Annotated in this window: 19 protein-coding genes; 15 read left to right on the top strand and 4 right to left on the bottom strand. The window is 74.4% G+C overall.

Annotated elements, in window-relative coordinates:
* Positions 1-36: 36 nt before the first annotated feature.
* The 5 genes from pheS (at position 37) to AB0D01_RS31005 (ending at position 7376) form a co-directional block, all read left to right on the top strand.
* Positions 37-1164 carry a phenylalanine--tRNA ligase subunit alpha gene (gene pheS, locus AB0D01_RS31025; RefSeq protein ID WP_363061062.1) on the top strand — a complete coding sequence of 376 codons (1128 nt, stop codon included), beginning with the start codon at positions 37-39 and terminating at the stop codon, positions 1162-1164.
* Positions 1164-3692, top strand: a complete 2529-nt coding sequence (gene pheT, locus AB0D01_RS31020) for a phenylalanine--tRNA ligase subunit beta (RefSeq protein WP_363061060.1) — start codon at positions 1164-1166, stop codon at positions 3690-3692. Before pheS ends, pheT begins: the two co-directional genes overlap by 1 nt.
* Before the next feature lie 177 nt (positions 3693-3869).
* Positions 3870-5021: a PP2C family protein-serine/threonine phosphatase gene (locus AB0D01_RS31015; protein WP_363061058.1), complete on the top strand. Its 1152-nt coding sequence runs from the start codon at positions 3870-3872 to the stop codon at positions 5019-5021.
* Between the two features lie 433 nt (positions 5022-5454).
* A complete protein-coding gene (locus AB0D01_RS31010) occupies positions 5455-6792 on the top strand; it encodes a transcriptional regulator (protein WP_363061056.1) in 1338 nt (445 codons plus the stop codon).
* A gap of 53 nt (positions 6793-6845) precedes the next feature.
* Entirely contained in the window at positions 6846-7376 is a 531-nt protein-coding gene (locus tag AB0D01_RS31005; RefSeq protein ID WP_363061054.1) for an NUDIX domain-containing protein, read from the top strand.
* Between the two features lie 42 nt (positions 7377-7418).
* On the opposite strand, the gene AB0D01_RS31000 is transcribed toward AB0D01_RS31005, so the two are convergent.
* Positions 7419-8321 (bottom strand): 3-hydroxybutyryl-CoA dehydrogenase, encoded by a 903-nt coding sequence (locus tag AB0D01_RS31000; protein WP_363061052.1) that lies wholly within the window; start codon positions 8319-8321, stop codon positions 7419-7421.
* A 154-nt stretch (positions 8322-8475) separates the two neighbouring features.
* Between AB0D01_RS31000 and AB0D01_RS30995 the strand changes: the two genes are divergently transcribed.
* Positions 8476-9744, top strand: coding sequence for a family 10 glycosylhydrolase (locus tag AB0D01_RS30995; protein WP_363061050.1), 1269 nt, complete (start codon positions 8476-8478; stop codon positions 9742-9744).
* Positions 9745-9896: 152 nt separating this feature from the next.
* Here the strand turns inward: AB0D01_RS30995 and AB0D01_RS30990 are convergent, their stop codons facing one another.
* Both AB0D01_RS30990 and AB0D01_RS30985 read right to left on the bottom strand, forming a co-directional pair.
* Complete coding sequence (locus AB0D01_RS30990) at positions 9897-10094, bottom strand: DUF1918 domain-containing protein (RefSeq protein ID WP_363061048.1); 198 nt, start codon at positions 10092-10094, stop codon at positions 9897-9899.
* 67 nt (positions 10095-10161) lie between these two features.
* The gene (locus AB0D01_RS30985) at positions 10162-11151 is read right to left on the bottom strand and encodes a DMT family transporter (protein ID WP_363061046.1); all 990 of its coding nucleotides are present in this window, start codon (positions 11149-11151) and stop codon (positions 10162-10164) included.
* Between AB0D01_RS30985 and AB0D01_RS30980 the strand changes: the two genes are divergently transcribed.
* From AB0D01_RS30980 to AB0D01_RS30970, 3 genes are all read left to right on the top strand, one after another.
* Positions 11150-12586, top strand: a complete 1437-nt coding sequence (locus AB0D01_RS30980) for a PLP-dependent aminotransferase family protein (RefSeq protein WP_363061044.1) — start codon at positions 11150-11152, stop codon at positions 12584-12586. The genes AB0D01_RS30985 and AB0D01_RS30980 overlap by 2 nt on opposite strands.
* Positions 12587-12738: 152 nt before the next feature.
* Positions 12739-13518, top strand: coding sequence for an N-acetyltransferase (locus AB0D01_RS30975; protein WP_363061145.1), 780 nt, complete (start codon positions 12739-12741; stop codon positions 13516-13518).
* A gap of 39 nt (positions 13519-13557) precedes the next feature.
* Positions 13558-14022: a hypothetical protein gene (locus AB0D01_RS30970; RefSeq protein WP_363061042.1), complete on the top strand. Its 465-nt coding sequence runs from the start codon at positions 13558-13560 to the stop codon at positions 14020-14022.
* A 12-nt stretch (positions 14023-14034) separates the two neighbouring features.
* Here the strand turns inward: AB0D01_RS30970 and AB0D01_RS30965 are convergent, their stop codons facing one another.
* Positions 14035-15225, bottom strand: a complete 1191-nt coding sequence (locus AB0D01_RS30965) for an MFS transporter (protein ID WP_363061040.1) — start codon at positions 15223-15225, stop codon at positions 14035-14037.
* 81 nt (positions 15226-15306) lie between these two features.
* On the opposite strand from AB0D01_RS30965, the gene AB0D01_RS30960 reads away from it, so the two are divergent.
* The 6 genes from AB0D01_RS30960 (at position 15307) to AB0D01_RS30935 (ending at position 20983) form a co-directional block, all read left to right on the top strand.
* The gene (locus tag AB0D01_RS30960; RefSeq protein ID WP_363061038.1) at positions 15307-15888 is read left to right on the top strand and encodes a CGNR zinc finger domain-containing protein; all 582 of its coding nucleotides are present in this window, start codon (positions 15307-15309) and stop codon (positions 15886-15888) included.
* Between the two features lie 109 nt (positions 15889-15997).
* Positions 15998-17026, top strand: coding sequence for an N-acetyl-gamma-glutamyl-phosphate reductase (argC, locus tag AB0D01_RS30955; RefSeq protein WP_363061036.1), 1029 nt, complete (start codon positions 15998-16000; stop codon positions 17024-17026).
* Positions 17027-17114: 88 nt separating this feature from the next.
* Entirely contained in the window at positions 17115-18287 is a 1173-nt protein-coding gene (argJ, locus tag AB0D01_RS30950) for a bifunctional glutamate N-acetyltransferase/amino-acid acetyltransferase ArgJ (RefSeq protein ID WP_363061034.1), read from the top strand.
* Complete coding sequence (argB, locus tag AB0D01_RS30945; protein WP_363061032.1) at positions 18284-19252, top strand: acetylglutamate kinase; 969 nt, start codon at positions 18284-18286, stop codon at positions 19250-19252. The genes argJ and argB overlap by 4 nt, the downstream gene beginning before the upstream one ends.
* Positions 19249-20439, top strand: a complete 1191-nt coding sequence (locus AB0D01_RS30940; protein ID WP_363061030.1) for an acetylornithine transaminase — start codon at positions 19249-19251, stop codon at positions 20437-20439. Before argB ends, AB0D01_RS30940 begins: the two co-directional genes overlap by 4 nt.
* Before the next feature lie 7 nt (positions 20440-20446).
* Positions 20447-20983 (top strand): arginine repressor, encoded by a 537-nt coding sequence (locus tag AB0D01_RS30935; RefSeq protein WP_030294431.1) that lies wholly within the window; start codon positions 20447-20449, stop codon positions 20981-20983.
* Positions 20984-20988 lie beyond the last annotated feature (5 nt).

The following is a 20988-nucleotide window of genomic DNA, read 5'->3' as shown; positions in this document are numbered from 1 at the left end:
GGACCCACCAGCCAGCCATCGGAAGTACGGGAAGAGATGTCGGCACCGAACAAGTCGTACGACCCTGTCGAGGTCGAGGCACTGAAACCGGAAGAGATCGAGCGCATGCGGGACGAGGCGCTCGCCGCCTTCGCCTCCGCGGGTGACCTCGACGAGCTCCGCGAGGCGAAGACCGCGCACATGGGCGACCGCTCGCCCCTGGCGCTCGCCAACCGCGAGATCGGCGCCCTGCCGCCCCAGGCCAAGGCCGAGGCGGGCAAGCGCGTCGGACAGGCCCGCGGCGCCGTGAACAAGGCCTTCGGGGCCCGCACGGTCGAGCTGGAGGCCGAGCGCGACGAGCGGGTGCTGGTCGAGGAGGCCGTGGACGTCACGCTGCCCCACGACCGCGTGCCCGCCGGCGCCCGCCACCCCCTGACCACGCTGATGGACCGCATCGCGGACATCTTCGTGGCCATGGGCTACGAGGTCGCGGAAGGCCCCGAGGTCGAGGCGGAGTGGTTCAACTTCGACGCCCTCAACTTCACGCCCGACCACCCGGCGCGCCAGATGCAGGACACGTTCTTCGTCAAGGGCCCCGAGGGCACCGCGGGCGACGAGTCCGGCGTCGTGCTGCGCACCCACACCTCCCCGGTGCAGGCGCGCTCGCTGCTGGAGCGCAAGCCCCCCGTGTACATCGTCTGCCCCGGCCGCGTGTACCGCACGGACGAGCTCGACGCGACGCACACGCCCGTCTTCCACCAGGTCGAGCTGCTCGCCGTGGACGAGGGCCTGACCATGGCGGACCTCAAGGGCACCATGGACCACATGGTCCAGGAGCTGTTCGGCGAGGGCACCACCACGCGCCTGCGCCCGCACTTCTTCCCCTTCACCGAGCCGTCCGCCGAGATGGACATGCAGTGCTACGTCTGTCGCGGCGCCTCGGTGGGCAACCCCGACCGCCCCTGCCGCACCTGCTCCAGCGAGGGCTGGATCGAGCTCGGCGGCTGCGGCATCGTCAACCCGAAGGTGCTCGTCGCCTGCGGCGTCGACCCGGAGAAGTACAGCGGCTTCGCCTTCGGCTTCGGCATCGAGCGGATGCTGATGTTCCGTCACAACGTTGAAGACATGCGAGACATGGTCGAGGGTGACGTGCGTTTCACCCGGCCGTTCGGGAGTGAGATCTGATGCGCGTCCCGCTTTCCTGGCTGCGGGAGTACGTCGACCTGCCCGCGGGTGAGACCGGCCGCGACGTGGCCGCCAAGCTGGTCGACGCCGGCCTGGAGGTCGAGACCGTCGAGACGCTCGGCGCCGGCCTGAAGGGCCCCCTCGTCGTCGGCCAGGTGCTGACCATCGAGGAGCTCGAGGGCTTCCGCAAGCCGATCCGTTTCTGCACCGTCGACGTCGGCGGGGCCAACGGCACCGGCGAGCCGCAGGAGATCGTCTGCGGCGCCCGGAACTTCGCCGTCGGCGACAAGGTCGTCGTGGTCCTGCCCGGCGCCGTCCTGCCCGGAGACTTCGCGATCGCCTCGCGCAAGACCTACGGCAAGACCTCGCACGGCATGATCTGCTCCGGCGAGGAGCTGGGCATGGGCGACGACGGCACGCACGGCATCATCGTGCTGCCGCCGGAGTACGAGGTCGGCACCGACGCGATCGAGCTGCTCCAGCTCGTCGACGAGGTCCTCGACATCGACATCACCCCGGACCGCGGCTACTGCATGTCCCTGCGCGGTGTGGCCCGCGAGGCCGCCACCGCCTACGGCCTGCCGCTGCGCGACCCGGCGCTGATCGACGTCCCGGCGCCCAACTCCTACGGCTACCTCGTCAAGGTCGACGACCCGGCCGGTTGCGACCGCTTCACCGCCCGCACCGTGACCGGTCTCGACCCCGAGGCGCGCTCCCCGATCTGGCTCACGCGCCGCCTCCAGAAGGCGGGCATGCGCCCGATCTCGCTGGCCGTCGACGTCACCAACTACGTGATGCTGGAGCTCGGCCAGCCGCTGCACGCCTACGACCGCTCCCGCCTCGACGGCGCGATCGGCGTCCGGCGCGCGGAGCAGGGCGAGAAGTTCACCACCCTCGACGGGGTCAAGCGCACGCTCGACGCCGAGGACCTGGTGATCACCGACAACAGCGGCCCGATCGGGCTCGCCGGTGTCATGGGCGGCGCGAACACCGAGATCGCCGACTCCGTGACCGACCCCGAGACCGGTCTGGTCACGGGCACCACGGACGTCGTCATCGAGGCCGCGCACTTCGACTCCGTGTCGATCTCGCGCACCGCCCGTCGCCTGAAGCTCTCCTCCGAGGCCTCCAAGCGCTTCGAGCGGGGCGTCGACCCGCAGGCCGCGGCCGCCGCCGCGCAGCGCACCGTCGACCTCCTCGTGCTCCTCGCCGGCGGTACCGCCGAGGCGGGCGTCACCGAGCTGATCGCCCCGGGCGCCCCGCGCAGCATCGCCATGCGCGCGGACCACCCGGACCGCGTCGCGGGCATGGAGTACGGCCGCGAGACCGTCGTGCGCCGTCTCCAGGAGATCGGCTGCGACGTCTACGGCCAGGACGAGCTCGTCGTCACCGTCCCCTCGTGGCGGCCCGACCTCGCCGAGCCCAACGACCTCGCCGAGGAGGTCATCCGCCTGGAGGGCTACGGGAACCTCCCGTCCACCCTTCCGCAGGTGCCCTCCGGTCGCGGTCTGACCGCCCGCCAGCAGCTGCACCGCCGGGTCGGCCGCGCGCTCGCCGGCGCCGGCTACGTCGAGGCGCTCAGCTACCCCTTCATCGGGGAGGGCGTCTTCGACCAGCTCCAGCTGCCCGCCGACGACGCCGCCCGCCGGGTCGTGCGCCTCGTCAACCCGCTCTCCGACGAGGAGCCGGCGCTGCGCACCACGCTGCTGCCGGGTCTGCTCGGCGCGCTGCGCCGCAACGACAGCCGGGGCAGCCACGACCTCGCGCTCTTCGAGACCGGTTCGGTCTTCCGGGCCGCCGGGCAGCCGGGCGTCGCCGTACGCCTGCCCGTCGACCGGCGTCCCACGGACGAGGAGATCGCCGGCCTGGACGCGGCCCTGCCCGCGCAGCCGCGGTACGCCGCGGTCGTGCTGGCCGGCGCCCGCGAGCAGGCCGGTTGGTGGGGCAAGGGCCGCCCGGCCGACTGGGCCGACGCGATCCAGGCCGCCCGCGACCTGGCCGCCGAGGCCGGCGCCGAACTGGTCGTGCGCCAGGGGCAGTACGGTCCCTGGCACCCGGGCCGGTGCGCCGAGCTCGTCGTCACCCTGGACGGGGCGGAAACGGTCGTCGGCCACGCCGGCGAGCTGCACCCCCGCGTGGTCAAGGCCCTCGGCCTGCCCGCGCGGACCAGCGCCATGGAGCTCGACCTCGACCTCCTCGCGGCGGCCGGCGGCGAGGCCCTTCGGGCGCCCCGGATCTCCTCCTTCCCGGTGGCGACCCAGGACGTCGCGCTGATCGTCGACGCCTCCGTCCCGGCGGCCTCCGTCGAGGCCGCGCTGCGCGCCGGCGCGGGCGAACTGCTGGAGTCCCTGCGGCTGTTCGACGTGTTCACCGGCGAGCAGGTCGGCGAGGGCAAGAAGTCCCTGGCCTACGCGCTGCGCTTCCGGGCGCCCGACCGCACGCTGACGGCCGAGGAGTCCACGGCCGCCCGCGACGCGGCGGTGGCCCTGGCCGGCGAGCGGACCGGGGCGGTGCTGCGGGGCGCGTGAGCGCCCGGCGGCGGGCCGTGAGGATCCCGCCGTAGAGCCCTGACGAGGGGGCACGCTCGGACCACCGGGCGTGCCCCCTCACTCGTTCGGGTGAGAACGCCGGCGACCCGTGTCCGGTACGTCGTGAGGTCGACACAATCGTTCCGGCCGTACGGCCGGAAGGGGAGTGTCCTACGGATGATCACGCGCGGGCGGAGGCACCGGCTGCGCCGGGTGTGCGTCCTCGCCTGGGGCGGCGCCGCGGTGTCCTGGGAGCTGTCCTCCTCCGGATCGCTGGGATCCGGCCTGGCCACCTGCGCGGCGTTCCTGCTGTTCGCCACGGGGTGCGCCCTGCACGTCCGTCGGGGCCTGGCCGTCGAACTGCGGCGCTCGCGGGAGATCGCCGGAGCCACCCAACGGGTGCTGCTGCGGCCGTTGCCCGCCCGGATCGAGGGCCTCACCGTCTCCGCCGCCCAGCTGTCGGCGAGCCGGGGCGCCTCGGTCGGCGGGGACCTGTACGAGGCCGTGTCGACGGCGTACGGGGTGCGGGTGCTCATCGGCGACGTGCGGGGCCACGGGTTGCCCGCGCTGGGGGCCGCCGCGGCCGTCCTCGGATCCTTCCGCGAGGCGGCGTACGACGAACCCTCGCCGGCCGGGGTGCTGCGCCGCATGGAGCGCTCCCTCCAGCGGTACCTGCGCGAGCGGGCCCGTGCCGAGCAGCCGGCGCTCCGGCCCGGCGAGCCGGAGCCCCCGGCGGGCGAGGAGTTCGTGACGCTGCTGCTCCAGATCGGCGCGGACGGCTCCGTGTCCGCCCTCAACTGCGGCCACCCCTGGCCGTACCGGATCGGCCCGCGCCCGCCCCACGCGCCGGCGCCGGCCTCCCCGCCACCGGCCCCGCTGCCGCACCGCGAGCCCTGCGGGGCCGGGGCCGGGGCCGCGCGCCTGGCGGGGCCCTGGAGCGGGTGGCGCGCCCCGGTCGGCGAACCGTACGGGGCTCCGGGGCCCGGCGGGTCCGCGGCCCCGGGCGCCGGCGAGCCGGTGGGGGTGAGCCGGCTGGTGGGCGGGGAGGTGTTGCCGCCGCTGGGGGTGCTGCCCCTGCCGCACGACCTGCGACCGCGGCCCTGCGGGGAACTCGCCGCGGGCGAGGTGCTGGTGCTGCACACCGACGGGGCGGAGGACGCCCGCGACCGCCACGGGCGGTTCTTCCCGCTGGGCCGGGTCCTGGCCCGGACGCCGGCGTCCACGCCCGCCCGGCTGGTGGCGGGCGTGCACGCCGCGCTGCTGCGCCACACGGGGGGCAGGATCACCGACGACGTCGCCCTGCTCGTGCTGCGCAACGACCGCCCCTGACCGTCCGCTCCGGTGGGGATCCGGTGCGGGGGCCCGGTACGGCCGCGCCGGCCCTGAACCGGTCCGGCCGTACCCGCCCGGTCCGGCGGGTGCCGGTCCGCACCGGGCCGGTGGACGGACCCGGTGCGGACGTGGCCCGGCTCCGGTCGGGTCCCGGCGACCAACCGGGGCCCGAGGGAGCCGCTGCGCGCGCCGCCCGCCTGCCATGGAGTGTCGGGCAGACAGCAAGGCGGGCGGCGCGGTGTGCCGGGTCGTCGCACTGTACGAGGGGGAGCCGACGACCCGAGCGGCCTCATTGGCGAGGCTCTTCAGTGAACCGCCGCAAGGCCCTTCCCGGGCAGGGTGCGGATCGCATTTATGCGCGTACTGCATTCACACCCCGTGTGAAGCGCGCACCCACTAGCCTGATTCCGACGAGCCCTTGGAGGGGCCCATGCAGCCCAACGCCCTGCTCGACGCCCTCCTCGCCGAGGCGGGCATGTCCCACGCCGGACTCGCCGCGCACGTGAACCAGGCGGGCCGCACCCGCGGACTGGCACTGCGCTACGAACACACCGCGGTGTCACGCTGGTTGAAGGGCCAACGCCCGCGCGGCCAGGTCCCCGACCTGATCTGCGAGGTGCTGGGCGGACGCCTGCGCCGGACCGTCGCCCTCGACGACATCGGGCTCGGGATCCCCGGCCAGACGGGCGCGCACGCCAACCGGATCGGCGGCTTCGTCGACCGGGCGACCGCCCTGTGGCGCTCCGACGAACTCGGCCGCTCCGACCGGATCACCGCCGAGGCGGTCACGGGCACCCCGGCCGTGATCCCCGTGTGGGAGTGGGAGAACCCGCCCGAGGACGCCGACGTGTCCCGCGCCGGCCCGCTGCGCGTCGGCCCCGAGCACATCGAGATCCTGCGCGCCGCCCGGGCCCACTACGAGCTGATGTACCGCCGCACCGGCGGCGTGGCCACCCGTGCCCGCATCGTGCGCTTCCTCGGCAGCGAGACCGCCCCGCTGCTGCGCGGCAGCTACCCCGACGACCTCGGCCGGCTGCTGCACCGGGCCACCGGCTCCCTGGTGGCCGTCGCGGGGATCTGCGCCTACGACTCCGACGCCCACGGCCTCGCCCAGCGCTACTTCCACCAGGCCCTGCGCCTGGCCAAGGCCAGCGGGGACCGGGGCCTCGGCGCCTACGTGATCGCCCTGTTGGTCAACCAGTCCCTGCACCTGCGGGAGTTCCGCCAGGCCGTCGCCTTCGCCGAGGCCGCGCTGCGGACCGCCGGCCGGCACACCACCCCGGCGCTGGCCGCGGACCTGTACGCGATGCAGGCCAAGGCGTACGCCCGACTCGGCGACACCGCGGCCGCGTTGGCCTGCATCCGCAGCGCCGAGGCCGCCGCCGCGCGGATCCGGCCCGGCGCCGAGCCCGATGAGACGGGCTACGTACAACCCGGGCTGGTCAACGTCCAGGTGGCCGAGGCGCTGCTCAGCCTCGGCGAGTTGGACGCCGCGCACGCGCAGGCCACCGAGGCGGCCTCGGCCCCGGCGCACGACCGGGGCCGGGTGCACCGGCTGGCGATGCTCTGCGAGATCCAGCTGCGCCAGGGCGAGGCGGACCGGGCGGCGGTGTCGGCGGCGGAGATGGCGGAACGGGCCAAGGGGATGGAGTCGCTGCGCCTGCGCGACCGGCTCCGGACGGTCCGCGAACAGGTGCTGACCAGCGGTCGGGCGGGCGCGGAGGAGACCGCGCGGCTCATCGACGAGGCGCTGCGCGTTCCCCTCTGAGGGCTCGGACTGCTGCCATGTTGCCACCAACGGATGCGGAAGGTGGCACGACCGTGCAGTGGATGAACCTGAGTGAGCAGACCGTGTACAAGAACCGCTGGTTCGACGTGAACCTGGCGGACGTGGAGCTTCCCGACGGGCGGCACCTGGACCACTTCGTGATCCGGCTGCGGCCGGTCGCCGTCGCCACGGCCGTCAACGACGCCGACGAGGTGCTGCTGCTGTGGCGCCACCGGTTCATCACCGACAGCTGGGGCTGGGAGTTGCCCGCCGGCGTGGTCGAGGACGGCGAGTCCGTCGAGGCGGCGGCGGCCCGGGAGATGGAGGAGGAGTCGGGCTGGCGGCCGGGCCCGCTGCGCCGGCTGATGACGGTGGAACCCTCGAACGGGTTGACCGACGCCCGCCACCACCTCTACTGGTCCGAGGAGGCGACGTACGTCGGCCCGCCCGAGGACGCGTTCGAGTCCTCGCGCCGGGCGTGGGTGCCGCTCAAGTCGGTGCCCGACCTGATCGCGCGCGGGGAGGTCCCGGCCGCCAACATGGCGGCCGGGCTGCTCCTGCTGCGTCACCTGCGGCTCGGCTAGGCCCGTGGCCCGGAGCGGGCCCGGGCCCGGGCTCCGGGGGTGTCAGCCGTACGGGTAGAAGCCCGAGCCCGTCTTGCGGCCCAGGCGGCCGGCGTCGACCATGCGCTGGAGCAGCGGGGGAGCGGCGTACAGCGGCTCCTTGTACTCGGCGTACATGGAGTCGGCGATCGAGACGATGGTGTCCAGTCCGATCAGGTCCGACAGCTTGAGCGGTCCCATCGGGTGGGCGCAGCCCAGCTCCATGCCGTTGTCGATGTCCTCGCGGCTCGCGATGCCGGACTCGAACATCCGGATCGCGGACAGCAGGTACGGGACCAGGAGCGCGTTGACGACGAACCCGGACCGGTCCTGGGCGCGGACGGCGTGCTTGCCCAGCACGTCCCGCACCAGGGCCTCGGCCCGCTTGACGGTCTCCTCGCCGGTGGTCAGCGCCGGGATCAGCTCGACGAGCTTCTGCACCGGGGCCGGGTTGAAGAAGTGGATGCCGATGACCTGGTCCGGCCGCGAGGTCGCGACGGCCAGCTTGACCAGCGGGATCGAGGAGGTGTTGGAGGCGAGGATCGCGTCCGGGCGGGTGATCACCTGGTCGAGGACCTGGAAGATCTCCGTCTTGACCTGTTCGTTCTCGACGACCGCCTCGATGACGAGGTCACGGTCGGCGAACTCGCCGAGGTCGGTGGTGAAGGTGAGGCGGGCCAGGGTGGCGTCCCGCTCCTCTTCGGTGATCTTGCCGCGTTCGGCGGCCTTGGTCAGCGAGTTGTGCAGGCGGGTGCGCCCGATCTCCAGCGCCTCGCCGGTGGTCTCGGCGACCTTCACCTCCAGACCGCTGCGGGCGCACACCTCGGCGATGCCCGCGCCCATCTGGCCGCAGCCCACCACGCCGACCCGTGCGATGTCGGTCGGGAGGGTAGAGAGGTCCGTCACGTCGTGCCTTTCGCAGCTCATCCATCGCGGGTCCCCCGTGCTGTGCAGTGGTAACTGCGTTCCGGCGCCCGCCACGCCCCCCGACGTTACCCCCGTCCTTCGCGTGTCGGGCGGGCCGGGGCGGGCATGCTGGGCCCACGCGAGGCATTGTCACGGAGCGGAGTTGATTCGTCACATGACGTACATCGGACGGCGTGGGCTGCTGGCCGGAGCGGCGGGAGCGTTGGCGGCGACGGCGGTCGCGGGGCTCGGCGGGGAGGCCTCCGCGACGGAGGGTCCGGCCGCGGCCCCGGAACGGGCGGGTCCGGCCGGGGCGACGACGCCGGAATTCAGGGCGATGTGGATCGCCACCGTACAGAACGTGGACTGGCCCTCCCAGGTCGGACGTTCCGCGCGGCAGCAGCGCGACGAGCTGACGGCCTTCCTCGACGCCGCTGTGGAGCGCCGGCTCAACGCGGTGATCCTCCAGGTGCGCCCGGCGGCCGACGCGCTGTGGCCCTCCCCGCACGAGCCCTGGTCGCAGTGGCTCAGCGGGACGCAGGGCCGCGACCCGGGCTGGGATCCGCTGGGCGTGGCGGTCGAGGAGGCGCACCGCCGGGGTCTGGAGCTGCACGCCTGGTTCAACCCGTACCGCGTGGCCAACCACACCGATCCCGGACGGCTGGTCGCCTCGCACCCGGCGCGCAGGAACCGCGACTGGATCGTGCCCTACGGCGGCAAGCTCTACTACAACCCCGGACTGCCGGAGGTCCGGGCCTTCGTGCAGCGCGCGATGCTCGACGCGGTCTCCCGCTACCCGATCGACGGGGCCCACCTGGACGACTACTTCTACCCGTACCCGGTCAGCGGCGAGCGCTTCGACGACGACGCGGCGTACGCGCGTCACGGCGGCGGCCACGCCTCCCGGGCGCACTGGCGGCGCGCCAACATCGACGCGCTCGTGCGGGAGATGTCCGCCGAGGTCCGTCGCATCCGGCCGACGGCCCGGTTCGGCGTCAGTCCCTTCGCGGTGTGGCGGGGCGACGACGTGGACCCGAACGGATCCCCGACCCGGGCGGGCGTGTCCACGTACGACGACCTCTACGCGGACACCCGCAAGTGGGTCAAGGAGGGCTGGGTCGACTACATCGCCCCCCAGGCGTACTGGCACATCGGTCACCCGACCGCCGACTACGCGGCGATCGTGCCGTGGTGGGCGAAGACGGTGCGCGGCACGGGCGTCGACCTCTACGTGGGGGAGGCCCTGTACCGCTGCGACGCGCAGAGCCCGACGGCCGCCTGGCGCGACCCGGCGGAGCTGTCCCGGCACCTGACCTTCGCCAAGCGGTATCCGGAGGTCCGCGGGCACTCCTACTTCTCGGCGTCGCACCTGGCGACGGACCGCAACGGCGCGATGGACCGGGTGGTCGCCGACCACTACCGGGCGACGGCCCCGCCGCGCTGAAGGCCCGTCACGCCGCAGGCCCCGTCAGGCCGGGGGCGCGGCATCGAGTCGAGGGGCGCGGCGTCGAGGGCTGCGGCGTCGGCGGGTGCGGCGCGCGGTCCCCGGCCCGGGGAAGGGTCGGGGACCGGCGTCCGGTGCCGGGGTCCGGGCGTTCAGTGCCGGGGCTCGGAGGGGTGCCGGACCACGCAGTCGGGTCCGGGCGCCATCAGGGCTTCGTGGCCGTCCTCGAAGCGGACCCGGTACGGGGGTGTTCCGTTCTCGCCCAGCACCTGGGTGATCTCGCCCACCTTGTCGTGTTGGCCGACGATCCGGCCGTGCTGCACCAGCTGGTCGCCCTCGGTCGCGCGCATGACTGGCCTCCTCGGTGACGGTCCGATCCGGTCCGATCCGGTGATAGCAGTTTAGGGCCGTTCGCCCTTATTTGACCCGCTGGGTCACGGCGATGCACACGAGGACCGCGCAGGCGGCGGCCGGGGCCGCCGGGGTCAGGTGCTCGCCGAGCAGCGCCACCGACCAGACCAGGGTCAGCAGGGGCTGGGCCAGCTGGAGCTGGCTGGCGCGCGGGGCCCCGATGGCGGCCATCCCGCGGTACCAGACGTAGAGCCCGAGGAAGGTGGACCCGGCCGCCGCCCACACCAGGCCGATCACCCCGTGGGCGGTCAGGTGCACCGGCTCGTACGCGAGCCCGAGCGCGGAGCCGGCCACCGTCAGCGGCAGGCACCCCACCAGGGCCCAGCCGATCACCTGCCAGCCCGGCATCTCCCGGGCCAGCCGGGCGCCCTCGGTGTAGCCGGCCGCGCACACCAGGAGCGCGCCGAGGAGGTAGAGGTCGCCCGTCGACGGGGCGCCGCCGCTCTGGTGGAGCGCGAAGGCCAGCACGACCACCGCCCCGGCGACGGCCGCCGCCCAGAAGCGGCCCGACGGGCGCACGCCGGTGCGCAGGGCGGAGAGCGCGGCGGTGGTGAGCGGCAACAGGCCGACGACGACGGCCGCGTGCGAGGTCGTCGAGGTGCGCAGGGCGAGCGTGGTCAGCAGGGGGAAGCCGACCACCACCCCGCCGGCGACGACGGCCAGCCCCAGGCGGTGCTCGCGGCGCGGCGGAGCCACCCGCGCGGCGAGCAGGAACCCGGCCGCGATGACGGCGGCGAGCACGCTGCGCAGGGAGACCAGCGACCAGGGGCCGAAGCTCTCCAGGCCCCAGGCGGTGGCGGGGAAGGTCAGCGAGAAGGCGACGACGCCGAGCGCGGCGAGGAGGGTGCCGCCGCGGGCGCCGGCCCCGGCGGCGTCGGAGCCCATGGCGGCGGCCCGTACGGCGTCGGCCGTGGTCCCGTCGAGCGGGAGGGCGGTCGCGGACCGTCCTCGCACCGCTATCGTGCCGGAGGGAGTAGCGCTATTCTGTGCTGTCATGTACGAGCGTAGCAGTGTGGCGGAGCTGGCAGAATCCCTGCGGTCCGAACTGGACCGCTATCCGGTGGATGGAAAGCTCCCCTCCAGTCGGGCCCTGGTGGAGCGCTACCGGGTGAGCCCGGTGACCGTCTCGCGGGCCCTCGCGCAGCTCGCCGCCGAGGGTCTGGTCGTCACCCGGCCCGGCGCCGGCGTCTACCGGACCCGGCCGCGCACGGCGGATCCCGACCGCGGGGACACGTCCTGGCAGGAGGTCGCCCTCAGCGCCGAGGGCGTCGGAGAGGTCGTCCCGCGCTCCGTGGACGCCACCGGCGTCCTCGCCTCGCTGGCCGCGCCGCCCCCCGGGGTGATCGAGCTCAACGGCGGCTACCTGCACCCCTCCCTCCAGCCCGAGCGGGCGATGGCCGCCGCCCTGGCCCGGGCCGGCCGCCGTCCCGGGGCCTGGGGGCGGCCGCCCATGGAGGGGCTGACGGAGCTGCGGGACTGGTTCGCCCGGGAGATCGGCGGACCCTCGGGTTCCCTGGGGGCCGCCGACGTCCTCATCGCCGCGGGCGGCCAGAGCGCCCTCACCACCGCCGTACGGGCGCTGGCCCCGCCGGGGGCCCCGATCCTGGTCGAGTCCCCCACGTACCCCGGACTGCTCTCCATCGCCCGCGCCTCCGGCTGTCGCCCGGTCCCGGTGCCGGTGGACTCCGAGGGGGTCCGGCCGGAACTGCTGGCCGCCGCCTTCGAGGCCACGGGGGCGCGGGTCTTCGTGTGCCAGCCGCTGTTCCAGAACCCGACCGGCGCGGTGCTCTCCGCCGCGCGCCGGACCGAGGTGCTGAGGATCGCCCGCGCCGCCGGGGCCTTCGTCGTCGAGGACGACTACGCGCGCTCCCTGGCCCACGAGGACGCGGGACCGCTGCCCGCCACCCTCGCCGCCGAGGACACCGACGGCGTCGTCGTGCACGTCCGCTCGCTCACCAAGGCCACCTCGCCCAGCCTGCGGGTCGGAGCCCTGGCCGCCCGGGGTCCGGTGCTGGACCGGCTGCGCGCCATCCAGGTCGTCGACTTCTTCTTCGTGCCCCGACCCCTCCAGGAGGCCGCCCTCGAACTGGTGGGAAGTCCCGCCTGGCCGCGCCACCTGCGGGCCGTGGCCGCCGAACTGCGTCACCGCCGCGACGTGCTGGCGGGGGCCCTGCGCCGGGAACTGCCCGGGGTGGAGCTGCCCCACCTGCCCTTGGGCGGCTACCAGTTGTGGGTCAGGCCGCGCGGTGGCGGGGACGACGCGACCTTCGCCGCGGCCGCCCTGCGCGCCGGCGTCGCGGTCACGCCCGGCCGCCCCTACTTCTGCGCGGAGCCGCCCGCCCCCCACGTGCGGCTGAGCTTCGCCGGGGTGGCCGGCCCGGCCGACCTGGTGGAGGCCGTCCAGCGGCTGCGCGCCACGGCGGAGGCCTGAGCCGGACGCCTGAGCAGGACGCCGGACGCCGGACGCCGGACGCGGACCCGGGTGTCGGGGCCCGCGCGTCGGGCCCGGCCGGCCGTCGACGCGGGGGCCCGTAAACCCGGTTGAGGCCGTCGAGGGGCGCCGGCTAGCCTGCGGCCATGATCATGCCGACCGTCCCCACCACCCCGAGCGCCGCCGCCGACCCGGTGATCACCACCCTCGCCGACCGCCCCGAACTGGCCTCCCGGATCTGGGACATGCGGGACTCCTGGCCGGCGTTCTCCGGCGAGGACGCGCTCGCCTGGCTGCTCTACCCCCGCATCGTCGCCGAGTTCCCGGAGTACGTCTGGATCGCGACCGACGGGGACGCGGTCGTGGCCCGGGGCTTCGCCCTGCCCTTCGCCCTGCACACCGAGGAGCGGGGCGGGACGCTGCCGGCGAACGGCTGGGACGCGGTCTTGATGTGGGCGTTCTCCGACCGGCGGCGCGGGGTGCTGCCCGACACGGTCAGCGCCATCGAGATCAGCGTCGCCACCGACCGGCAGGGCCGGGGGCTCTCGGGGCGGATGCTCGCGGCCATGCGCGAGAGCGTCCGCGCCGCCGGGTTCGCGGAGCTGGTCGCCCCGGTCCGGCCCAACGGCAAGCCCGCCGAGCCGGACGCGCCGATGGAGGAGTACGCGTACCGCACCCGCGGGGACGGCCTTCCCCACGACCCGTGGCTACGGGTCCACGTGCGCGCCGGGGGCGTCATCGACTCGGTGGCCCCGGTGTCGATGACGGTCAGCGGCTCGCTCGCGCAGTGGCGGGAATGGACCGGACTGCCCTTCGACGCGGCGGGACCGGTCCGCGTGCCGGGGGCGCTCGTGCCGGTGCACTGCGAACCGGAGCGCGGCTACGCGGTCTACGTGGAGCCGAACGTATGGGTCCGCCACCGCCTGAGGTAGGTTGAACGCGTTCAATCGGGAGTGGTGGAGGGGGCGGCCATGGAATCCGTCGTGTCGATCGGCGCGCGCCGACGGTCGAGCGCGGGACGCGGCGCGCGCGTGTGGCCCCGCGGCCGGGCCCACCCCTGGCAGCTCGCCCTGGTGGTCGCCGCCGTCCTGGCTCCGCTGCCGCCCGCGATCGGCTTCGCCCGGTTCGTGGACGGCCGCGGGTACGGGGTGCTGATCGCGTGCACCGCGGCCGTCGTGGCGCTGCCGCTGTTCCTCCACCGCCGCCGGGCGACGTTCGTGGGGGCCGCCGCGGTCGCGGGCGCCGCGCTCGTGCCGTGGATCCTCGTCGGGAGCCTGATCGGCCTGTGGACCTTCGCCCCGTCGGTGCCCCTGCTGTGGGCCGCGGCCTGCGCCGATCCGCGCCGACGTCCGGCGGCGGCCCCGATGGTCTTCGGGGCGGGGGTCCTGCTGACGGCGGCGATCGTGGCCCTGCCCGGCTTCTGGTGGTGGCGCTGAGCGGGGATCGGCTCACGCCGCGGTCGGGGCCGGGCGCGGCGCCCCGGTGCGCGCGCCGACCACGGGTCCGACGAGGAGGAGGTGCGCGGCGGCCAGGGCCAGGCACAGCAGGGCCGTGACGCCCCACAGGGGAGCGACGCCCGCGCGTTCCAGGAGCTGCGTCGCGGTGACGGGGGCGGCCACGGTGGCGACGCCCCAGGTGACGCCGTACGCGGCGAGGTAGCGGTCGGTGCCCCCGGGCGGCGCCAGATCGGCCACCACGCCGAGGACGCGGCCCATGACGAGCACGTCGCCCAGGCTCCAGACGGCGGTGGCGATCACGAACACCGGCAGGGTGCGCGCGGCGGCGTAGCCGGCCAGGCCGATCGCGATCAGCGCGTGCCCGAGGGCGAGGGCGGCGGGGGTGCCCAGCGCGGCGACGCGGCGCAGGCGCAGGGCCGGTTGGGCCGCGACGATGGTCAGGGCCGAGGCGGTGAACAGCAGCCCGGCGTCCGCGGGCGCCAGGCCGCGGCGGTCGAGGGTGAGCGGAAGCGCCATCACGATCTGCATCGCGACGAGGGCGAAGACGGTGCCCGAGAGGAACATGGCCCACAGGGCGCGGTCCCGCCACGGGCGGACGGGTCCGGCGTCAGCGCCGCGTCGGTCGACCGGGCGGCGGGCGTGGTCGGCGGGCAGCGCGAGGCGGACCACCAGCGCGCAGAGCAGGCAGGTCAGCGCGTCGACGACGAACAGCCACCGCAGGTCCCACCGGCCCACGCCCGCCGCGATCAGTCCGGCTCCCGTTCCGCCGACGGCGAGCGCGGCGTTGAGGAGGCCGTACGCCCGCACCCGCTCCTCGGGGGCGACGGTGTCGGCGATGATCGCCTGGCTCGGCGGCTCGTACAGCTCGAAGGCCAGGCCGAGCAGGACCGCGTACGCCGCCACGGCGGCCAGGGAGTCGGCGGAGGCGATGCCCAGCTGCGCGAGGCCGCACCCCGCGAGACCGAGCGCGATCGTGCGGCGGCGCCCGAGCCGGGCGGCGAGGCGACCGCCGAGGAGCCGGGAGGGGATCGTCGCGAGCCCGAAGGCCGCGGAGAGCGCCCCGGCGGTCGTGGCGCTCGCCCCGTGCTCCGTGGTGATCAGGACGGTCAGGAAGGACAGGGAGAAGGCGCCGAGCCGGTTGATCGCCCGCGCCACCACCAGCAGCCATACGGTCCGCGGCATGCCCGCCACCTCTCCCGTAACTGTCGAATCGGCTAATGTCAGGTACGGAAACTATTCTTCGAAGGGGTGACTGGTCAAGTGATGTTCGACAGTCACGTGGCGGTGTTGTTGGACCATGCCGTCGCGCTCGTGAACGCGCTCACCGACGGTGAGGCCCGGGGGCGCGACTACCTCGCGCCGCGCGGGCCCGAGCGGGTGGCCGCCGTCGACGCGGCCGTGCCGCACACCGGCACGGCCGCCCTGGCGCGCGCCATCGACACCGAACAGGCCGACCGCCTGGCGGTGACGGCGCGGAGCATGCGCGAGGTCTTCCGGGCCGTGCAGGAGGGGCGGGTGGACGCCGCCGCCGAGGTGGTCAACGACCTGCTGCGCGACACGGCGGCCCGGCCGAGGCTCGACCGCGCCGGGGGTGAGGACTGGAACCTGCACTTCCACGGACCCGACGACTCCTTCGCGGCGGGGGTCGGCGCCGGCTGCGCCACCGCGCTGGCCCTGGCGGTGGGCGGGGGCCTCGCGAGCCGGCTCGGCGTCTGCCAGGCCCACCGGTGCGATCGCGTCTACGTCGACAACTCCCGCAACGCCGCGCGCCAGTTCTGCTCCACGGCCTGTCAGAATCGCACCAAGGCCGCGACCTTCCGCGCCCGCAGGAACGCCGCCGGCTGACGCCGTCGAGCGGAGCCGCCGGCGGGTGTGCCCGAGGGGTTCCCGAGGAGCAGGGCTTTGCATAAAAGTGCAGAGATACGTATAGTCATGCCATCGAGGAGGAGGTCCGATGGTGGTACGTGTAGCGGTGGCCGGAGCGAGCGGATACGCGGGCGGTGAGGTCCTGCGCCTGCTGCTCTCGCACCCCGAGGTGGAGATCGGCGCGCTCACCGGCCACTCCAACGCGGGCCAGCCCTTCGGCGAACTCCAGCCGCACCTGGTCCCCCTCGCGGACCGCACGCTGGAGGCGACCACCCCCGAGGTCCTCGCCGGACACGACGTCGTCTTCCTCGCACTGCCCCACGGGCAGTCCGCGGCCGTCGCGGCCGAGCTCGGCGACGAGGTCCTCGTCATCGACATGGGCGCCGACCACCGGCTGAAGGACTCCGCCGACTGGGACGCATTCTACGGCGCCCCGCACGCCGGAACCTGGCCCTACGGCCTGCCCGAGCTGCCCGGCGGGCGCGCCGCGCTGGAGGGCTCCAGGCGCGTCGCCGTACCCGGCTGCTTCCCGACCGCCGTCTCCCTGGCGCTCTACCCCGCCTACCAGGCCGGCCTCGCCGAACCCGAGGCCGTCATCGTCGCGGCCACCGGCACCTCCGGCGCGGGCAAGTCCCTCAAGCCGCACCTGCTCGGCTCCGAGGTCATGGGCACCGTCACCCCGTACGGCGTCGGCGGCGTCCACCGCCACACCCCGGAGATGGTGCAGAACCTCTCCCCGCTCGCCGGGGAGCGGGTCGCCGTCTCCTTCACCGCGAACCTCGTGCCCATGCCGCGCGGCATCCTCGCCACCTGCTCGGCCAAGGCCCGCCCCGGCACCACCGCCGAATCGCTGCGCGCCGCGTACGAGAAGGCGTACGCCGACGAGCCGTTCGTCCGGCTGCTGCCGGCGGGCACGTGGCCCACCACCAAGGCCGTGTACGGCTCGAACGCCGTGCACCTCCAGGTCGCCCACGACGAGTCCGTCGGGCGGATCATCGCCATCAGCGCGATCGACAACCTCACCAAGGGCACCGCGGGCGGCGCGGTGCAGAGCATGAACATCGCCCTCGGGCTGCCCGAGGCGCTGGGTCTCTCCTCGATCGGAGTGGCCCCGTGAGCGTCGCACGCGCGGCCACCGGGCCGCGGACGACGATGAGGACCGCACCGGCGCGCCGCGCGGGCGGAGAAGCGAACAAGGAGTCGTCGTGAGCGTCACGGCAGCACAGGGATTCACGGCGGCGGGCATCGCCGCCGGGATCAAGGCGAACGGCAACCCGGACCTGGCCCTCGTGGTCAACCACGGCCCGCGACTGGCCGCCGCGGGCGTCTTCACCTCCAACCGCGTCAAGGCCGCTCCCGTCCACTGGTCCGAGCAGGTCCTGCGCGGCGGAACCGTCAGCGCGGTCGTCCTCAACTCCGGCGGCGCCAACGCCTGCACCGGTCCCAAGGGCTTCCAGGACACCCACGCCACGGCCGAGAAGGTCGCCGAGGTCCTGAGCGGTCGGGGCGACGGCGCCGAGCACAACGCCGGCGAGATCGCGGTGGCCTCCACCGGGCTGATCGGCGTCCTGCTCCCCATGGACAAGTTGCTGCCCGGCGTCGAGACGGCCGCCGCGGCCCTGAGCGCCGACGGCGGCGAGGCCGCGGCCATCGCCATCAAGACCACCGACACCGTCCACAAGACCGCCACCGTCTCGCGCGGCGGCTGGACGGTCGGCGGCATGGCCAAGGGCGCGGGCATGCTCGCCCCGGGCCTGGCCACCATGCTGGTCGTGCTCACCACGGACGCGGACCTGGACGCGGCCGACCTCGACAAGGCCCTGCGCGACGCCACCCGCACCACCTTCGACCGGGTCGACTCCGACGGCTGCATGTCCACCAACGACACCGTGCTGCTGCTCGCCTCCGGCGCCTCCGGCCACGTACCGGTGTACGAGGAGTTCGCGGAGGCCGTCCGGACCGTCTGCGACGACCTCGCCCGTCAGCTCATCGGCGACGCCGAGGGGGCGAGCAAGGACATCCGCATCGAGGTGATCGGCGCGGCGAGCGAGGAGGACGCCGTCGAGGTCGGTCGCTCCATCGCCCGCAACAACCTGCTCAAGTGCGCCATCCACGGCGAGGACCCCAACTGGGGCCGCGTGCTCTCGGCGATCGGCACCACCCGGGCCGCCTTCGACCCGGACCGGCTGAACGTCGCCATCAACGACGTGTGGGTCTGCCGCAACGGCTCGGTCGGCGAGGACCGCGACCTCGTCTCGATGAAGGACCGCGAGGTGCGCATCACCGCCGACCTGTCGACCGGCTCCGCGTCCGCCGTGATCTGGGCGAACGACCTGACCGCCGAGTACGTCCACGAGAACAGCGCGTACAGCTCGTGACCGCCGCGAGGAAGCACACCGCGCTGCCCAAGGCCGAGATCCTCATCGAGGCGCTGCCCTGGCTCACCCGGCACAACGGTAAGATCGTCGTCATCAAGTTCGGCGGCAACGCCATGATCGACGAGGACCTGAAGGCGGCCTTCGCCCAGGACGTGGTCTTCCTGCGGCAGGCCGGCCTGCGGCCCGTCGTGGTCCACGGCGGCGGCCCGCAGATCAACGCCCAGCTCGACAAGCAGGGCCTGGTCAGCGAGTTCAAGGCCGGTCTGCGGGTCACCACCCCGGAGGCCATGGACGTCGTACGGATGGTCCTGGCGGGGCAGGTCCAGCGCGAGCTGGTCGGCCTGCTCAACCAGCACGGCCCCCTCGCGGTCGGCCTGACCGGCGAGGACGCCCACACCATCACCGCGACCAAGCACACCCCGGAGATCGAGGGCGAGCGCGTCGACATCGGCCGGGTCGGCGAGATCACCGCCATCGACACCGGCGCGATCGAGGCCCTCCTCGCGGACGGCCGCATCCCGGTCATCTCCTCGATCGCCCGCAGCGCGGACGACGGCCACGTCTACAACGTGAACGCCGACACCGCCGCCGCGGCGCTCGCCGCCGCGCTCGGCGCCGAGACGCTGATGGTCCTCACCGACGTCGAGGGCCTCTACGCGGACTGGCCCGACAGCGACGAGGTCATCAGCCGGCTCACCGTGAGCGAGCTGGAGAAGCTGCTGCCCGAGCTGTCCAGCGGCATGGTCCCCAAGATGGAGGGCTGCCTGCACGCCGTGCGCGGCGGCGTCGGCACCGCCCGCGTCATCGACGGCCGGGTGCAGCACTCGATCCTGCTGGAGATCTTCACCGACGAGGGCATCGGCACCATGGTCGTGCCCGACGACCAGGGCCCGACCACGCAGGGCCCGACCGCACAGGACCCGACCGCACAGGACCCGAACGCACAGGGAGGCGACGGAGCATGACCGGAAACCAGGACTACGCCGCCCGCTGGCGCGGCGCGCTCACCGACAACTACGGCACCCCGGCCCTGGCCCTCGTCCGCGGCGCGGGCGCCCAGGTCTGGGACGCGGACGGCAGGCAGTACACCGACTACGTCGGCGGCATCGCGGTCAACGCCCTCGGCCACGCCCACCCGGCGATCGTCGAGGCCGTCTCCGCGCAGGTCGCCACCCTCGGCCACGTCTCCAACCTCTACGCCTCCGAGCCCGTCCTCGCCCTCGGCGAGCGGCTGCTCGAACTCTTCGGCCGCGAGGGCCGGGTGTTCTTCTGCAACTCCGGCGCGGAGGCCGTCGAGGCCGCCTTCAAGATCGGCAGGCTGACGGGGCGGACCCACATGGTCGCCACGCAGGGGGGCTTCCACGGCCGGACCATGGGCGCCCTCGCGCTCACCGGCCAGCCGGCCAAGCAGACCCCCTTCCTGCCGCTGCCCGGTGACGTCACCCACGTCCCGTACGGCGACGTGGAGGCCCTGCGGGCCGCCGTCACCGAGGAGACGGCCCTCGTCCTCATCGAGCCGATCCAGGGCGAGAACGGCGTCGTCGTCCCGCCCGCCGGCTACCTGGAGGCCGCCCGCGAGATCACCCGGGCCACCGGGACCCTGCTGGCCCTCGACGAGGTGCAGACCGGCATCGGCCGCTGCGGCCAGTGGTTCGAGCACCAGGCCCACGAGGGCGTCGAGCCCGATCTCGTCACCCTCGCCAAGGGCCTCGGCGGCGGCCTGCCGATCGGCGCCGTGGTCGCCTTCGGCCCGACCGCCGACCTGCTGCGGCCCGGCCAGCACGGCACCACCTTCGGCGGGAACCCGGTCGCCTGCGCCGCCGGCCTCGCCGTGATCGACACCATCGAGGCCGACGGCCTGCTGGAGCGGGTCAAGGCGCGCGGCGAACGGCTGCGCTCCGGAATCGAGGGCTCCGGTCATCCGCTGGTCTCCCACGTCCGCGGTTCCGGACTGCTGCTGGGTATCGTGCTGACGGAGCCGCTCGCGCCGAAGGCGCAGTCGGCGGCTCAGGAAGCCGGATTCCTGGTCAACGCGCCCGCCCCCGACGTCCTGCGGCTGATGCCCCCGTTCGTCATCACCGAGGCCGAGGTCGACGCGTTCGTCGGGGCGCTGCCCGGCATCCTCGACGCAGCGGGACGATCCGGAGAATGAGACGACGATGAGTCAGGCGCAGGAACACGAGCAGAACGGGCCGTCCGTTCCGCAGACCCGCACCGCCCGCCACCGCCGGATCGTGGACATCCTCAACCGGCAGCCGGTCCGCTCCCAGAGCCAGCTGGCCAAGCTCCTCGCCGACGACGGGTTGAGCGTCACCCAGGCGACGCTCTCGCGCGACCTCGACGAGCTGGGGGCGGTGAAGATCCGCAACACCGGCGGCGAGCTGATCTACGCGGTGCCCAGCGAGGGCGGGTTCCGCACCCCGCAGGCCCCGCTCGGGGAGTCGGCGAAGGAGGAGCGCATGCGGCGCCTCTCCGGGGAGCTGCTGATCTCCGCCGAGGCCTCCGCGAACCTCGTGGTCCTGCGCACCCCTCCGGGGGCGGCCCAGTTCCTCGCCTCCGCGATCGACCAGGCCGAACTCCGCGAGATCCTCGGCACGATCGCCGGCGACGACACGCTGATGCTGATCAGCCGTGACCCGGCCGGCGGTCAGGCCCTGGCCGACCACCTGCTGAGGCTGGCGCAGAAGGAGGGCTGACGCGG

Source organism: Streptomyces sp. NPDC048606, assembly GCF_040650855.1.
Lineage (GTDB): Bacteria > Actinomycetota > Actinomycetes > Streptomycetales > Streptomycetaceae > Streptomyces.
This window is presented reverse-complemented; position numbering and strand designations above follow the sequence as displayed.

What these genes read in the sequence shown, in the direction of transcription:
- AB0D01_RS31000 (WP_363061052.1), bottom strand. Translation starts at nt 8,321, where the DNA reads ATGAGCTGCGAAAGGCACGACGTGACGGACCTCTCTACCCTCCCGACC.
- AB0D01_RS30960 (WP_363061038.1), top strand. Translation starts at nt 15,307, where the DNA reads ATGTTCGACAGTCACGTGGCGGTGTTGTTGGACCATGCCGTCGCGCTC.
- AB0D01_RS30940 (WP_363061030.1), top strand. Translation starts at nt 19,249, where the DNA reads ATGACCGGAAACCAGGACTACGCCGCCCGCTGGCGCGGCGCGCTCACC.
- pheS (WP_363061062.1), top strand. Translation starts at nt 37, where the DNA reads ATGTCGGCACCGAACAAGTCGTACGACCCTGTCGAGGTCGAGGCACTG.
- AB0D01_RS30980 (WP_363061044.1), top strand. Translation starts at nt 11,150, where the DNA reads ATGTACGAGCGTAGCAGTGTGGCGGAGCTGGCAGAATCCCTGCGGTCC.
- pheT (WP_363061060.1), top strand. Translation starts at nt 1,164, where the DNA reads ATGCGCGTCCCGCTTTCCTGGCTGCGGGAGTACGTCGACCTGCCCGCG.
- AB0D01_RS31010 (WP_363061056.1), top strand. Translation starts at nt 5,455, where the DNA reads ATGCAGCCCAACGCCCTGCTCGACGCCCTCCTCGCCGAGGCGGGCATG.
- AB0D01_RS30975 (WP_363061145.1), top strand. Translation starts at nt 12,739, where the DNA reads ATGCCGACCGTCCCCACCACCCCGAGCGCCGCCGCCGACCCGGTGATC.
- AB0D01_RS30995 (WP_363061050.1), top strand. Translation starts at nt 8,476, where the DNA reads ATGACGTACATCGGACGGCGTGGGCTGCTGGCCGGAGCGGCGGGAGCG.
- AB0D01_RS30935 (WP_030294431.1), top strand. Translation starts at nt 20,447, where the DNA reads ATGAGTCAGGCGCAGGAACACGAGCAGAACGGGCCGTCCGTTCCGCAG.
- AB0D01_RS30965 (WP_363061040.1), bottom strand. Translation starts at nt 15,225, where the DNA reads ATGCCGCGGACCGTATGGCTGCTGGTGGTGGCGCGGGCGATCAACCGG.
- AB0D01_RS30990 (WP_363061048.1), bottom strand. Translation starts at nt 10,094, where the DNA reads ATGCGCGCGACCGAGGGCGACCAGCTGGTGCAGCACGGCCGGATCGTC.
- AB0D01_RS31015 (WP_363061058.1), top strand. Translation starts at nt 3,870, where the DNA reads ATGATCACGCGCGGGCGGAGGCACCGGCTGCGCCGGGTGTGCGTCCTC.
- AB0D01_RS30985 (WP_363061046.1), bottom strand. Translation starts at nt 11,151, where the DNA reads ATGACAGCACAGAATAGCGCTACTCCCTCCGGCACGATAGCGGTGCGA.
- argC (WP_363061036.1), top strand. Translation starts at nt 15,998, where the DNA reads ATGGTGGTACGTGTAGCGGTGGCCGGAGCGAGCGGATACGCGGGCGGT.
- AB0D01_RS30970 (WP_363061042.1), top strand. Translation starts at nt 13,558, where the DNA reads ATGGAATCCGTCGTGTCGATCGGCGCGCGCCGACGGTCGAGCGCGGGA.